This is a genomic window from Providencia sp. PROV182 (assembly GCF_028480325.1).
Taxonomy (GTDB): Bacteria; Pseudomonadota; Gammaproteobacteria; order Enterobacterales; family Enterobacteriaceae; genus Providencia; species Providencia hangzhouensis.
Genome location: NZ_JAMPOL010000003.1, coordinates 37,709 through 53,626, shown reverse-complemented (window position 1 = coordinate 53,626; position 15,918 = coordinate 37,709). Strand labels below are relative to the sequence as shown.

The following is a 15,918-nucleotide window of genomic DNA, read 5'->3' as shown; positions in this document are numbered from 1 at the left end:
CATCTTTATCTACAGAGTGTTGTACTAAAATAGTGTAAAAATTAATGCTAGAATTTAACTATTAAATATAACAATTTTTAAATAAGTTATTTTTGTTGTAACGGGAGAGTGTAGAGCAATGAGACGTTTTATTAGTTTAGAGCTGCCTCCTGAACCCATAATTAACGGTCAGTGCGTAAGAAAACGCCTGAAAAATAGCATCTGTGATAATTGTGCCACCAGTTGTCCTGTGGGGGCGGTATCGTTTAGCCATATGGATGCAGAAATTAATAATGAATTATGTTTTCAATGTGGTAATTGTTTATTTGCTTGCCCTGTAGATGCCATCGAAAATATCAAACCCCATGAACGTAGTTATCAAGGGGAATTCTTGATAGTAAACCATGATGAGCCGATTGCTAATGCGGACGAACTGATTGTTTGGCACCGGCAATATGGCATTCGAGGTATGCAAATCGCTGAACCCTGGGTTGATAAATGGTTGCCAACGATTGCGGCATTAAATTTAAAACTCAAAACATTACAAGAACCTATTTGGCAATTACGTATTGTTCAGCCTGAACAAGTCGATAGCGGTCGTCGGATGATGCTATTTCGTCAAAAATTGGATTCAAAGCCGTTAGATAAGGGGCAGGTGAAAACAGGATTAAATGCAAGAAAACAATTTTACCCTGAAGATAGCTGGTTTAAGGTCGAACTAGACACGGAAAAATGCATTCTTTGTGGCGCTTGTGCCAAGATGTGTGATGAGCATGCGATAGAAATTGAAAATAACCAATTTTTGATAGATGAAAAACGTTGTACTGGTTGTATGAGTTGCCAAGTCGTTTGTTTTCCTAAATCTATTCATGTACAAAGCTATACAGCTAAAAATAACGTGCCGAAAATCTTCCATTATTATGATGCGCAGTGTCATACCTGCCATTTACCTTTTTCTTCTTGGGAAGAAAATACCCATATTTGTCCAATTTGTGCACAGCATAAGAAACAAGGTTGGTTATAAGGATGACTAAGGCTCATTTTTAGAGCCTTAGTATGTTAATTTATTGATTTAAGTGATTAATTATCAATTTAGCGATTAGTGGATTAATCATTGGTGGCGTTTCATGGCCCATACCGTCAATAATCTCCAATTTTGCATTAGGAATATTGTCAGCAATGTCTTTTCCTGCAGCTAAAGGAAAGAGCGGATCAATTGAACCGTGAATAACCAATGCAGGGACGTTGATTTGCTGAATATAAGGACGCAGATCTCCGGTGACGGCAACAGCAACAATTTGGCGTTTTGTTCCTTCCGGTGAATGATTGCGTGTGAGTGACTGCAGTATATATTCACGATAATAATTTTCATCAAATGGGCCAAACGTTGAGCTGATCCGGCGATAAAACGCAAGCTGTCCTGATAAATACCCTTCTAAATCTTCTTTTGGGTTAGCACTTGGGCTCATCAGCATTTGCATAACATCGGGAGCGCTTTGTGGCAGTGCTGGGTTCCCTGTTGATGACATGATCGCGCAAAGAGAGAGTGTACGCTCAGGAAACTTTGCAGCCACTATTTGTGCTATCATTCCGCCCATGGAACGGCCGATAACGTGGGCTTTATCAATAGATAATGTATCCAAGAGGTGGATAATATCCTCAGCCATATCGAATAAAGTATAAGGGATCGCGAAAGGTTCACCTTTTTGCATTTTTTCAATCAATACCCCTAAATCAATAGGTGGGAACTCATTGATATGATGAGATAAACCCGCATCACGGTTATCTATACGTAAGAGATAAAAACCGGCATCTGCAATCTCCTGACAAAAGTCTGACGTCCAACTAATGTTATGGCCACCTAAGCCAGGGATCAGAACAATGGTGGGATTATCTGGTGTACCAAATGAATCGTAAAAAAGTGGAACTGAATTGGTTTCGGTCATTTTTCTTCCGGAATTGTTATTAATAAATAGAACTATTTATATGCCGTAGTTTCGTTGTAATTGCGAGCCATAAAAAATGGCAATGATTACCTATGATATAATTGAAATATACCATGGCAATGCAATATAAATCTGTTTTTCAGTCAATTCTGTAAAGCAATTAAAAATCATTGAGATATGATAGCTAGCAAGCAAATCGTTTGCTTGAGTAGAATAATTATTAATATATTTTTAGGTTTTATATGATTTACTTTATTTCAGATACCCATTTTTGCCATTCGAACATTATTAACCTATGTGATCGCCCGTTTAAAAGCACCAGTCACATGAATGATACATTAATTCATAACTGGAATGCGTATGTTACTGATCATGATGAGATTTACATACTAGGTGATTTTTTATACAAGGGTAGTGGTGCGGATGCCAATAAAATATTACGCCGTTTAGCGGGGAAAAAATATTTGATCCGCGGCAATCATGATAAATTTTTAGACGACCCTGAATTCGACCAATCGTTGTTTGAATGGGTTAAAAGCTATTATGAGTTGGAATATCAAAAACAGAAATTAGTGTTATTCCATTACCCAATATTAGAATGGCAAGGCTTCTTCCGTGATGCGATTCATTTATATGGACATGTTCATAATTCAGGTAAAGACCCTGAGCAGTTTAAGCGTTTAGCGGTATTAGGGCCCCGAGCCATTAATGTCGGCGTAGATGTGAATGATTTTTTCCCTATCAGTGTTAAACAGATATTAAGAAAGGCAAATAGTTAACTTTCTTTTTTGGCATACAAATAAACTGAAGCCCTTGATATTCCTAAGTGCTGTGCCACCGTTTCCATGGATTTTTTCACATCTAACAGGCCTTCATTGCGTAGCACTTCAATTAAGTTTTTTCTTTCGTCCGCTTTCAATGTGCGTGGGGTTGCTGCTAAGGCTGCTGCATATTGGTCAATACGTATGCGAATCGCTTCGGTCCCATTAGGCTCAATATGCTCTTTTATTGGGCTATTTCCCACGTCAATAAATTGCGATAACATACTTTGCATACTTCTAAATAACGTCATATCCAGATTTAAGCATAATGCTGCGATATATTTCCCTGACTCATCTTTAATACCAATCGAAGTACTTTTTACTGGGCGCCCATCGGAAAATTGGTTGGTATAATTGGCTATGATGTTCGGAAAATCTTCAGATTCAATTCTTGCATGGCCGAGTTCGGTAGTCGGCTCACCAACTTGGCGACCAGATAAGTTATTATGAATCGACAGGATTGAGTGCTCTGGATTTTTAAGGTCGTGTACAACAACCTCACAAAAAGGGGCGAATGTTTCACTAAGACCTTTTGCAATAATTTCAACTTGAGCCAGTAATGAATTATTTTTTTGATCTGACATGCAATTTCCCTTCATCTATCAAGCGTTAATCCCTAATTTTAACCTATTTTTCGTATTGCTAATAGATGAAGGGTGGTGATCATTATGAAACTAATTCTTTATAAAACTAGTTAGCTACTTATGAAACTAATTGTGCAAAGTGCTGAATATCAACATTGCCACCGCTGACAATGATCCCCACGCGCTTACCTTGGAACTGTTCTTTGTGGGCAAGGGCAGCAGCATAGGACAAGCAACCTGTCGGCTCAACGATAATTTTCATGCGCTCTGCATAAAATTTCATGCGGTCAATTAGCTGTTCATCGGTTACAGTGAAAATATCATCAACCTTATTTTTGATTACTGCAAAGGTGTAGTTACCTAGATGTTGGGTTTGGGCACCGTCTGCGATAGTTTTTGGCGTGTCTATATGTACAATTTCCCCTCGACGAAATGATTGTTGTGCATCATTGCCCGCTAAAGGTTCAACCCCATAAATTTGGCAATTAGGCGATAATTCTCTGGTTGCAATGGCACACCCTGAGAGTAAACCTCCTCCACCTAAGCAAACGAATAGGGCATCTAATTCACCCACTTCTTCAATCAGTTCTTTGGCTGCTGTGCCTTGGCCAGAGATGATATCAGGGTGATCATAAGGTGGAATAATGGTTAACCCCTGTTGGGCTGCGAGTTGCTGGCAAAGTATTTCTCTATCTTCTTTATAACGATCAAAGCGGATAACGGTGGCTCCGTAACCTTGTGTAGCAGCCACTTTCACCGCAGGTGCATCGTTGGGCATGAGAATGGTGGCTGGAATGCGCAAAAGTTGCGCGGCTAAAGCGATACCTTGCGCATGGTTACCAGAAGAAAATGCAATAACGCCTGCTTTTTTCTGCTCGGGACTTAACAAGCTCAAGGCATTAAAGGCTCCACGAAATTTAAAAGCCCCCATACGCTGGAAGTTTTCGCATTTAAAAAACAGTTCACCCCCAAATTCTTTATTTGCGGTGGTTGATGTGAGAACAGGGGTTTTATGCGCAAAACCCGCAATGCGTCGTGCAGCTGCTTCCACATCTTGATAAGTCGGTAATATTAATTCTGACATATATAACCCCAATGAATAATAATTAATTAAGCAGACACTGCAACGGCTTCAATTTCTAAGGCTGCACCAAAATGCAGTTCAGCAACACCTGCGACAGCACGGGCTGGGCGATGGTCACCTATCCAATTAGCATAAACTTGGTTAAATAACGGCCAATTTTCCATATCTGCGATATAAACTCGGACTTGAACCAACTGTGCTTTACTACAGTTAACGGCATCTAAACATGCTTGTAAATTATCAAGCACAAGCAAGGCTTGCTCTTGGAATGACACGTCAATCACCGCATTGCCGAGCTTATCAACGGGTAATTGTCCTGAGATAAAAACCAAACCATTGGCAGTAACACAGTGTGAATAATGCCCTTTGGGGGCAATGAGTGTCGGTGCATTCACACACTCAATCCGTTGACTCATATTTACCTCATTATGCATAAAATACCTTGATTGGATTTTTAGTCTAATATTAGATTATGTGTTTAGTCAACGCTTTTCTTCGCGAAATAAATTTGATGTAAATAACAACAAACTGTTATCAAAATTGCCATCAACATAATAAAAAGAAAAATAGAGATATAAGACAGTTAATTAAATTATTTACTGGGCAAAAGTTAATTATCAAGAGTAAATCTACTGGGATATTCCTATAGGCAGAATTTAAATTGGCAGGGCAGATTGAGCGATATATCTTAATTAAAAATGATTAAGAATAATCAAATTGTGACGATATCATTAAAATGATAAGAAGTTGTTATATAAATACTTTTAGGGATATCACATGGCGAAGTTCACATTTAATCTTCTTTCAATTTTTGGGAAAAAAGAATCACCTGTTGCAGAACAATATTTACAAGAAGCGCTTTTGCCTTTGTCAGTATTAGATGAAGCATTGCCTAAAACTGTTTTAGAGTATGTGCTAGATGGAAAATCGCCAGAAGTATTGGTTCAACTAAGCCAATTAGATAACGAAAAAGCGGTTATTTTACTCGATAAACCTGGCACCGTAGATTGGTGGTGGGGGGGAAATAACTTTAACTCGAGCCAATATAATAAATTAATTCGCCAAGGGGCAAACGCAAGGCATAAATTATATTCAAAAGTGGGTGATGGCATTACTGCATCACAGATAGCCCGTTTTGCTAAAGTGTTAGCGGCGGCATGCCAAGATATCAATATCAAAGTATTAACACCTGAATTACCGTCATGGATGAGTTATTTAATGGGCGATGCTTTTGCAAAAACCTATGATAATTCGCGAGATACTAAGTTAGAACATCGAAAACATTGGCATTTTGACCTATTAACGGAAATCATCGCAAAAGAAACTGATAAACCGGCTAACACTATTTTATATATTATTTTCGACCGTCATCATTTATCCGATTATCATTATGATAACTTAAATCGGCTATTTTCCATTCCAGGTTTCAAAGCGTATTTAATCGCAGAGCAAGCATTTATTAAGCATACATTAGCCAATCATTTATCCGCTGCTGGGCAAATTCAATTAATCAACACTTTGAAGAAAGATGTTGAGCTTTATACGCTTTTCGCAGATATATTAGTTGCTTTTGCTACTAGTTCTTTAAAAACAGTACGTGCGGCTGCGGAACCGACAATGGCAATTTTACCTGCGCAATCGGTCACACAACATTTAACAAAAATTCTAACAGAGGGAACACCAAAACAGCGTACCCAAGCCGCGGATTTATTTGCCCGTATAGGGGAACACCGTGAGATATTAGAAGCTGCACTAACAACTGAAACCAATAAAACGGTACTTAAAAGTATTGAAAGTGCGATTTCGAGATTCTCAGTCATGGATACTGCCAGCCAAGTTGAAGAGACTGAGTTACCTGAACTCGTTGAATTAGAAGATACACCACTGCCTGAAAGTGCAAAAGAAATTTTAGTTAATAATTTCAATGAAATGCTGCAAAAAGCAAAAGAAAATGCAGAAAATGAAATTGAAGAAAATAAGAAACAGAAGCACAGCTACAATTGGGCGCAACGCCATTACAAAGAATTCCAAAAACTCAATGCGCAAGCTTGTTGCAAAGTGATTGATAAACTGAATTCAGGTAAAGAAATTATTACTGACCATGAATATAGCGTGGTGAAATTTAAAGAACGTATTACTAACTTGCCTGAGTTTACGTTATTCCATGCATTACGTCTGATTAGCCATAACCGAACAAATGAAGAACATTTATCCCATTATCATCTTACTCGGGAAGTTCCACCAAGAATTCTTGGGCAAATAGAATTGCGCCAATTAGAAAAAACGTTAACACAATGTCATTTTAAAAACGCAACACGGTTGATTGCAGACCTTTGCTTACGCTCATATGCCAATGGGTTAGCCATTTTTAACCAGCCAGCACAAGTTTGGCCGTTTTTCATTCAACATCCAGATTTTATTGCAGAAGCATTGGGTTTAATCCCTCAACAAGAAACTCAGCGCTATTACCAAGAATATGATGCGGCGAGTGGAATTGATGTGCTTGCAATGTTGCCGACCATTCCTGCGCGATTTATTCCACGTATTATGGAGTTGGCCCTAGGGGAAAATAAAACCCATCGTCTGAGTGCGCAGAAACTACTAGAGACATTACCGAATATTCATCTTAATGCAGCAGAAGGGTTAGAATCAGGCAAACAAGAAATTCGTGTCACTGCCATTGAATGGCTGGCACGCTTAAATAATCCAGATTCATTAAAACCACTCTACGCCTTATTAAAGAAAGAAAAACGGGAAGTTGTGCGGGCGGCCTTATTAACCGCTTTGGAACAATTTGGGGAAGATATTTCTGGTTACCTTGCACCTAAAGTGTTATTAGCTGAAGCGCAAAAAGGGCTAAAAGCGAAAGCGCCTGCCAGTATGGCATGGTTTAACCTAGATTCTTTGCCGGCATTAACTTGGCAAAATAATAAACCCGTAGAAGCAGATATTATTCGCTGGTGGGTGATCCTAGCGGTTAAATTAAAAATGCCAGCAGGGAATGGGCTGCTACAACGTTATATTGGTTTGCTTTCGGTGGAGAGCCAAAAGAAACTAGGCAGTTTTATTTTAAATAGCTTTATCGGCCAAGATATTGCTGGGCCGTCATTAGAAATGGCAATGGCGGAAGCAGAACGTGATGCGCCAAAACGCTTAGCTAATTATCAAGATTGGGTGAAACGCTGGCCTGAATATTATAGTCAGTATGAAAACTATACTTTAGAACAGACATTTAATGAGATAAAAAATGAAGTTCTGCGCCGTTATTTAGGTTCCGCTATTAGTGATAAAGGAATGTTAGCCCTGATCTGTGGCATTGAAGGGCATCTTGCCGTGACCACATTGCGTAACTATATGCGTGATCACTACCAGCGCCGTGCACAAATTGAAGCCATGATTGATGCGGTTGCAACGAGTAATGACCCACTGATTATCCAACTATTATTGTCTCTTTCTCGTCGTTATCGTACCGCGTCAGTTCAGGAAAAAGCACGCGGGCTTGTTGCTCAAATTGCTGAACGTAATGGTTGGAGCGCAGATGAACTCGCAGATAGAACGATACCGACAGCCGGAATGGATGAAACAGGTATCTTGGCACTTGAATACGGTGACCGCACGTTTACCGCGAAACTGGACGCACAGCAAAAACTCGTTTTGTTTAATCCTGAAGGTAAAGAAATCAAAGCATTACCTGCTGCACGCAAAACAGACAATGAAGAATTAGCTAAAGAATCTAAAAAACTATTTACTGCGAGTAAAAAAGAGCTCAAGCAAGTGATTGAACTACAAACTGCACGTTTGTACGAAGCGATGTGTGCAGAGCGCCTTTGGACAACGGCAGACTGGCAGGAATATATTCAAGCACACCCAGTGATGCGTGGGCTTATCGAAAAATTAGTTTGGATAGAAACGAAAGACAACAACATTCTAAATGTATTTCGTCCATCAGACGATGGCAGTTTATTAAATTTAGATGACGATGAAATCACGTTATCCACTGATTCTTATATCAAATTAGCCCATGCTGCATTGGTCAGTGAAGATGAGCGAAAAGCGTGGATAACGCACTTTAAAGATTACAAAGTGAAATTTTTATTTTCACAAATGGAACATAAAGTCCCTGATCTGGATCTGAAATTAACTGAAATTGAAGACCGTAAAGGGTGGTTAACCGACACCTATACCTTGCGTGGCGTCTTGACGAAAATGGGTTACCAACGTGGGCAAGCGGAAGATGGTGGAAGTTTTACCCATTATGCAAAACATTTCGCTAGTTTAGGTTTTTATGTCTATATCGAGTTTAGTGGTAGCTATGTGCCAGAGGAAAATATCCCAGCCGTCTTATTTTCACTAAGCTTTGAAAAATCACAACAAAGCTCATGGAACCGCAGTTATATCGAGTTAAAAGATATCCCGCCTATTTTATTAGCTGAAAGCTATGCGGATTATTTAAAAGTTGCGGATGCGTGTGCAGGTTTTGACCCTGAGTGGGAAAAGAAAACACCTTGGTAAGCGGGTTTAACGTAGGATTTTGGAATGACTAAAAATAAAACAACACAAGGGAATGTTCTGCGTGAAAGCGCAGAAATTCGTTTTGCCGATGAATTGGCACGTTTAACCGAAGCGGATAAACAAAACCCGAAACCACAAGGGTGGCTGCGTTCACCTCGTGCCGTTAGGCAATTTATTTTAGGTGATGAATCACTCAATATTTCTGCAAAGTTCTTCGGTGATGATGCTTTGGTTGACCGTGCAATTGTGACGTTATTAGGTAAGCAAGGACTAATGCTAGTAGGGGAACCCGGGACGGCAAAATCCATGTTATCTGAATTATTAGCTGCTGCAATTAGTGGTGATTCAGGTTTAACCATTCAAGGAACCGCAGGCACAACAGAAGATCACATTAAGTACTCATGGAATTATGCATTGCTATTGGCGGAAGGCCCGACGGAGAAAGCACTGGTTAGTTCGCCGTTATACCAAGGTATGCAAGAAGGTAAAATTGTGCGTTTTGAAGAGATCACACGCTGCCCCCCTGAAATACAAGATGTGCTGGTGAGCTTGATGTCAGAAAAGCAAATGATGATCCCTGAAATGAAAGACAATGCACGGATCAGCGCGAAACAAGGCTTTAATTTAATTGGTACAGCGAACTTGCGTGATCGCGGTGTTCATGAGATGTCATCAGCACTAAAACGCCGATTTAATTTTGAAACCGTGCGGCCAATCCAAGACCCTGCATTTGAAATTGAACTGATTAATAAGCAATTAGCTACAGAGTTAGCTGACCTGAACGGTCAAGTGACAATCCCAAGCAACGTGATCGAGCTGTTGGTTACGACATTTCAAGAATTGCGCTCAGGAAATACTAAAGATGGAGGCAATATTAAAACGCCAGACGCGGTTATGTCGACAGCCGAGGCCGTTAATATTGCTTATGCATGTGCTCTTGAAGCCCATTACTTAGGCGATGGTACGCTCAATGCAGGAGCAGTTGCACGGCAGCTCATCGGTGTGGTTTTAAAAGATAACCCTGATGATATTAAACGGATGCGTTATTACATTGATAATGTCGCGAGAGAAAGGGCAAAACATAGCCAAGACTGGAAAGCTTTTTTTGATGCATCGAGGGCATTTTGGCAATAAGTTTTCATAACAAGGGTAGAGCCGCTATGGTTCTACCCACTTATTGTCACGATGATTAAATCAGCAAAGGCCATTCAAGGCGAATAACCCTTAGGGAAATCAGCGGTGAGCTTGCTATCTATATCTTTACCAGAACGCATTGAAAATGCATTACACGACAGGCAACAACTTGAATCAGCCGGTATCTACTTTGCACCTATTCGGCATCATAGTCCCGCATGTGCATACAGCACGCTGTCTTTGATTGAACAAATCAAACCTGACTATGTTTTAATCGAGGGACCTGATAGTTTTAATGAACTACTGACGAGCTTATTACATCATGATACCCAGCCACCCGTCGCCATTATGGCGCAAACAGAATTAAAACCGACACAGACAGATGATAAAAGTGACGCTGTCACTCGCTCTGCCTATTTCCCATTCTGTGAGTATTCCCCTGAATGGCAGGCTTTACAAATAGGTCAGCAATACCAAGCCCAGCTACGTTTTATTGACTTACCATGGACAGCGCAAGTTAATGAAGACGAAGCTAATGATATGCAATCTCAAAGTTTGCAGAAAGAGCGTTACTTAGTACATAGCTTATTTATTAGCCAGCTTGCGAAGAAAAGTGGTTGCCGTGACCATGATGAATTATGGGAACAAATTTTTGAATTAAGAACGATTGAACAACTGGCAGATTGGCCTGCATTTTCTATGGACAGCTTTATATGGTGTGCATTGGCACGACTTGATTATGAACCCCAAGTCCTTGAGTCAGAAGGTTCTATACAGCGTGAGCAATATATGCAAGCACATATCCAAACCATTAAAGCCCAACATCCACAGGCTAAAATTGTGGTGGTAACGGGGGGCTTCCATACCCTTGCTCTTCTTGAAGGGTTGGAAGTGGCTCACAAACAACAATTTAAGCTTTCTGCGGCACAACAAAAAACGTTTATCCAACAGCAAAAACTGGGTGAACAAGACAAGGCTTGGTTCATTCGCTATAGCTATGACAAACTCGATGCATTAAATGGCTATGCATCAGGAATGCCGTCCCCTGCATTTTACCAACAATCATGGTTGTCATTGTTACAACAACGCCAAGCGCAGATGGCGGGAGATAACCAGCCTACGCAAGCTTATCGAAATCGTCTAGGTGTTGCCTATCTTTCTAAAGTTGCGCATGTTTTACGTGAAAAGCAATTTGAAGCTGCTCCTGGTTTTTTATCGGTTAAACTGGCCGCAGAGCAAAGCATTCGTCTTGCTGCCTTTCGTGGGCATGCCGGACCTGGGCGATATGATCTGTTAGATGGGTTACAAAGTGTTTTTATCAAAGGTAGCTTAGATGAAAGCCAAATTGAGCTTTGGCAGGAAATAAAAACCTGTTTCTCTGGCTTTTTACTCGGGAAAATCCCCAAAGGGACAGCAACGCCTCCGTTGGTCACTGAAACTTATGAAATGGCAAAAAGTTTTCGTTTCAAGCTTGATGACACCTTAAGTAAAGTGAGTCGCTTAGATGTCTATCGTAATCAACAACATCGTGCGCGTAGCCGATTCCTACATTTATTAGCATTTCTTGATATCCATTTTGCGAAGCATCTGTCTGGGCCAAACTTTTTGTCTGGTAACCAAATGGATTTATTGTTTGAAGAGTGGCAATACGCGTGGACGCCCAATGTTGAAGGGGAATTGATTGCCTTATCGGAACAAGGAACACAATTAAAAACTATCGCGCTAAACCGTTTGTTTGAAATGGAAAGAAACCTAGAACAGCAAGGCGTTAGTCGTTCAAGCCAAAGTGCGGTCGCATTACTTATGCAGGCTGCATTAATTGGGCTGCATCAACGGATGCCTGCATTGTTTTCTTTGTTGGATGGCTATATTCAACAGGATGCAAAGTTTGAATCCTTGATAGCTTGTGGTCATAAGCTTGTTCATCTGTGGCGAGGGCGCCAATTCTTTGATATTGAAGATGGTTTTGCTATCGAATCACGTTTAGATGCCCTGTTGCAACAAGCGTTTTATTGTTTTGCACAAATTACACAAGGGGATGAACAGCAGCAGGAACACCATTTTTCAGCATTACTTGCTTGTCGTGAATTAATCACTTTTATGCCTGAAATTAATAAAAATCATGATTATAGCATCGATTTTTATCATGAATTAGACCGCTGTGAAGGGCAGTTAAACCATGCGCCTCTTTTAAAAGGTGCAGTGGATGCTTTGCGTTACCTTGGGGCGAAAATTGATGAAACCATCTTGATAGAGGAAATTAAACGCGCGTTCAGCACTGGTAGTGATCCCGAAATGGCAATTGGCTATTTTATTGGTGTGATGCGAACTGCACCTGAGTTGATCTTACGTATACCATTACTCATTGATATGTTAAATCAGTTGCTTAGTGAATGGGATGAAGGGCGTTTTATTCAGGTTTTACCTGATTTACGGTTTGCGTTTAGCCAGCTAACACCAAAACAAAATGCACAAATGGCACAATATGTGGCACAAGACTTAGCGATTGAGGCAAAAGAGCTCACATTGCACCAAACAGAATTTAATGAACAACAAATGATGCAAGTGATTCAACTCGAACAACAGTTACAAGGCCAGCTGCTTGAACTGGGGTTGCAAAATTGGCTTATTAGCACTCAGGAAGGCAAATAATGAGTCAGAAAAATGTCATATTAACCCCTGAACAGCTTAAATTGGCTAAGCGCTGGCGTTTAATACTTGGGCAATATGCCGATAATGCACTTGGTCAGGCCGTCTTTAGTGCTGAAGAGTTAAAAATAGAACGCTCTTTGGACTTTTTATATCGTCGGGAATACCAACGCCGAGGTTTAAAGCAAGAAGCTGGGCGCCATGGTTCCTTAGATGCTTCTCAATTAACGGCGGTTAATTGGTTAAACCAAGCGCGTAAATTGTTCCCCAATAGTACCTTTGAGCGAATGCAATCCCAAGCATTAGAACGTTATGAGATCAGTAGCTTATTAAAGGACCCACAAGCGCTAAATGCCATGGAGCCAACAAAATCTCTCGCAAAAGCGTTGTTAAGCCTACGCGGGAAGATGAACGAAGAAACCCGTGATGCTGTCAAAAATATTATACGCAAAGTGGTGGATGATATTTTGAGTCAAATGCGTAACCAATTTCGTCATGCATTAACAGGGCGGCGTAATCGTTTTCGACGCTCACTGGCCCCAAACAGCCGTAATTTTGATTGGCGAGGAACTATTGCTGCCAACTTAAAGAATTATGATAAACAAAATCAACGGTTAGTGATAAAAACGCCTCATTTTAATTCTCGTCAACAACAACACTTACCGTGGGATGTGATCCTGTGTGTGGACCAGAGTGGCTCAATGGCGAGCTCTATTATGTATGCGGCTGTATGCGCGAGTATATTAGCGGCATTACCGACAGTACGTGTATCTTTAGTGATTTTTGATACTCAAGTGGTTGATTTAAGCCACCTTGCTCATGATCCTGTTGAAGTGTTAATGACTGTGCAATTGGGGGGCGGAACGGATATCGCTAAAGCTATGCAATATTGCGAAAGTTTAATCCGCAACCCAAAACGTACCGTGATTAGCTTAATCAGTGATTTTGAAGAGGGGGGCGCCCTCAATCATTTACTCAACTGCACACAACGCCTACATAGCCAACAAGTGAAGTTATTGGGTCTAGCGGCGTTGGATGATGAGGCACTGCCCGTTTATGATCCTGACATTGCCCAAAAACTTGCTGATAGAGGGATGCATGTTGCGGCATTAACACCGGAACATTTTGCACAATGGTTAGCAGAGGTCATGCAATGAGCTGGCAAAACAGTTACTTACAGTATGACGACGATGCATTAGCCGTATTTGCGAATGTGGGGTTACTTCGACGTGCACGTAAAGACGTTGAAAACCAAAAAGTTAACCCAACAGACTTAGACGCTGGAACATTCACGAGTGATGGGCAACGTGTTTCTTTAGATGCACAAGGGATCCAAAAAGCCACTTGTGATTGCCCAGCAACAGGGTGCTGTAAACACATTTTAGCGGCCGTTTTGTGGGTACAATCGAATGCAACCACAGAAATTGATTCAGCGGAGCCGATAGCCAGTGAAACGGTGCTAAGCGAATTATTAGCATTGTTACCAGAAAGCCTATTCAAGCAAGCTTCTAAGCCTGATATGCGTTTAGCGTTTAGATTTATACAGGAGTGGCAAGAAAAAGAATTAGTTTATGAAGCGCAATCGAACCAGTTAAAAATCATTCTACCAGAATATGATGAGCCAATTATTTATATGCGTGGTAGTGGTTTGCAGGGCATGATTTCATCACTACCCGAAAAACAAAAAAATGCGGTTCATCTTGCTATTATTGCAAAATTAATGCTTCAGCATGGCCAAGAGTGGCGTTGGCCTGAGGAACTAACCGCAAGTCAAACTCATCAACAGGTGCTTAGCCAAGATGATAAAATGGTGATGAGTTCAATAGAACAATTCATTCAGGATATGTTACGACAAGGGCTATCGCATATTAGCCAAAGCAGTGCTAGCCAGTTGCAATTACTGAATATGTCAGCGCGTGCGGAAGGGTTGCCTCGCTTAGCCAATTATATGAGACGCCTTAGCCAGCAAGTCAGGCGGTTAGCTGATAAGCACTTTACAATGGATGAAGGGCAAGTTTTACGGTTGATAGCTGAAATATCAGCTTATTTGCATCAATTATCAGTAGCAAATGAACATCAGCTTATTGAGCTCAAAGGGTTGCAAAGACGGCAGTATAGCAATCACCCCATGGAATTTGATTTATTGCCTATCGATGCAAATTGGTGGAAAACCGAAAGTGGTGCGATTGGTGCTACATTGAGCTTTTGGGATCGACAAAATAAAAAAATCATTCAATGCACGCAAGGTCGTAGTAATAACCTTGACCCAACGTTTAATCGACAAAATGTTTGGCAAACATTGGCGTTATGGAAACATACCGCCGAGAGTTTGATGAAAACTCCCTTTAAATTGCATTCACCACGGGTATCAGAGGAAGGTAAATTATCAGCCACTGGCGAAAGCTATGCCGTTAGCAGTCAAGAAAATGGGATAACAACCAATGATTACCTTAACATTAAAGCTGATTTTGGTTATACCGATTGGCAGTTAGCGGCGAATGAGTTGCCAACACTCACACAAGACAACAGGTTTTCCCCCGTTTTATTGCATATTGATGACTATGAGCCACTCTATTGGGATGAAACAGAACAATGTGTCTTATGGGCGGTGACTGACTCACAAAAAAACCGAGCATTTTTACGGTTAAACTGGCAAGGGAGTGATGACCATAAAATTGAAGAATTGCGTTTTATTACAAAACAGCAATGGCCAATTTGTGCTGTTACGGTGCAGGTAAATCATTCGCAAGAGGCGATTCAGTTGGTACCTAAAACGCTATGGTTAAAAAAAGAACACAGCATTGAGTTGTTCTACTTAGACTTTGAAAGTACACCACGTAAGAAGCAACGTTCCGGTTTTTTTAATAAAATTATCGAATATATGGCGAAAAAACAGCAAAAAAGCCAAGCTTTTGTGCCTGAATTAACGTTAGCTAGCCAGCTTGTTCGGCCGATACTTTCAGTACTAGAAACGCAAGCGTGTACAGGAAGGCAATGTTTATCCCAAACTCAACAAAATGAAATCGCGTATGTCATTAGAACGCTTGAGGATTTGGGGGCTCTTTGGTTGGCTAATCAGTTTAAGCCATTGATTACCTCCAGTGACTTACAACCCCAAGTACTATTACAGTTAGTTTATTTATGTGACCGTTTTGAAAGGTTACAAATGCCATTGCCTTTTCAATTCAATGAATAATACGAGGGGGAGA

11 protein-coding genes are annotated in these 15,918 nt (G+C 40.6%); 7 read left to right on the top strand and 4 right to left on the bottom strand.

Translation table 11 applies throughout. The features are described from left to right. The first annotated feature begins 118 nt into the window (after positions 1–118). Entirely contained in the window at positions 119–1,003 is an 885-nt protein-coding gene (locus PR834_RS02200; RefSeq protein ID WP_140172155.1) for a DUF362 domain-containing protein, read from the top strand. A 40-nt stretch (positions 1,004–1,043) separates the two neighbouring features. Here PR834_RS02200 and PR834_RS02195 read toward each other — a convergent pair whose 3' ends face one another. Beyond that, positions 1,044–1,925, bottom strand: a complete 882-nt coding sequence (locus PR834_RS02195; RefSeq protein ID WP_112307101.1) for an alpha/beta fold hydrolase — start codon at positions 1,923–1,925, stop codon at positions 1,044–1,046. Positions 1,926–2,167: 242 nt separating this feature from the next. Between PR834_RS02195 and PR834_RS02190 the strand changes: the two genes are divergently transcribed. Further along, positions 2,168–2,704, top strand: a complete 537-nt coding sequence (locus tag PR834_RS02190) for a metallophosphoesterase (protein WP_112307102.1) — start codon at positions 2,168–2,170, stop codon at positions 2,702–2,704. On the opposite strand, the gene PR834_RS02185 is transcribed toward PR834_RS02190, so the two are convergent. The 3 genes from PR834_RS02185 to PR834_RS02175 form a co-directional block, all read right to left on the bottom strand. Next, positions 2,701–3,330, bottom strand: a complete 630-nt coding sequence (locus PR834_RS02185) for a helix-turn-helix transcriptional regulator (RefSeq protein ID WP_181487878.1) — start codon at positions 3,328–3,330, stop codon at positions 2,701–2,703. The genes PR834_RS02190 and PR834_RS02185 overlap by 4 nt on opposite strands. A gap of 118 nt (positions 3,331–3,448) precedes the next feature. After that, entirely contained in the window at positions 3,449–4,414 is a 966-nt protein-coding gene (locus PR834_RS02180) for a threo-3-hydroxy-L-aspartate ammonia-lyase (protein ID WP_112307104.1), read from the bottom strand. A gap of 26 nt (positions 4,415–4,440) precedes the next feature. After that, complete coding sequence (locus PR834_RS02175; protein ID WP_047757265.1) at positions 4,441–4,830, bottom strand: RidA family protein; 390 nt, start codon at positions 4,828–4,830, stop codon at positions 4,441–4,443. Positions 4,831–5,191: 361 nt separating this feature from the next. Here PR834_RS02175 and PR834_RS02170 point away from each other — a divergent pair, with 361 nt between their 5' ends. The 5 genes from PR834_RS02170 to PR834_RS02150 all read left to right on the top strand — a co-directional run bounded on the left by PR834_RS02170 (position 5,192) and on the right by PR834_RS02150 (position 15,905). Beyond that, complete coding sequence (locus tag PR834_RS02170; protein WP_272536354.1) at positions 5,192–8,926, top strand: DUF4132 domain-containing protein; 3,735 nt, start codon at positions 5,192–5,194, stop codon at positions 8,924–8,926. Between the two features lie 24 nt (positions 8,927–8,950). Then, positions 8,951–10,060: an ATP-binding protein gene (locus PR834_RS02165; RefSeq protein WP_112307106.1), complete on the top strand. Its 1,110-nt coding sequence runs from the start codon at positions 8,951–8,953 to the stop codon at positions 10,058–10,060. 105 nt (positions 10,061–10,165) lie between these two features. Continuing rightward, entirely contained in the window at positions 10,166–12,712 is a 2,547-nt protein-coding gene (locus tag PR834_RS02160; protein WP_262960706.1) for a DUF5682 family protein, read from the top strand. Continuing rightward, entirely contained in the window at positions 12,712–13,866 is a 1,155-nt protein-coding gene (locus PR834_RS02155) for a VWA domain-containing protein (RefSeq protein WP_262960707.1), read from the top strand. The genes PR834_RS02160 and PR834_RS02155 overlap by 1 nt, the downstream gene beginning before the upstream one ends. Continuing rightward, positions 13,863–15,905, top strand: a complete 2,043-nt coding sequence (locus PR834_RS02150; protein ID WP_262960708.1) for an SWIM zinc finger family protein — start codon at positions 13,863–13,865, stop codon at positions 15,903–15,905. The genes PR834_RS02155 and PR834_RS02150 overlap by 4 nt, the downstream gene beginning before the upstream one ends. The last annotated feature ends 13 nt before the right edge of the window (positions 15,906–15,918 follow it).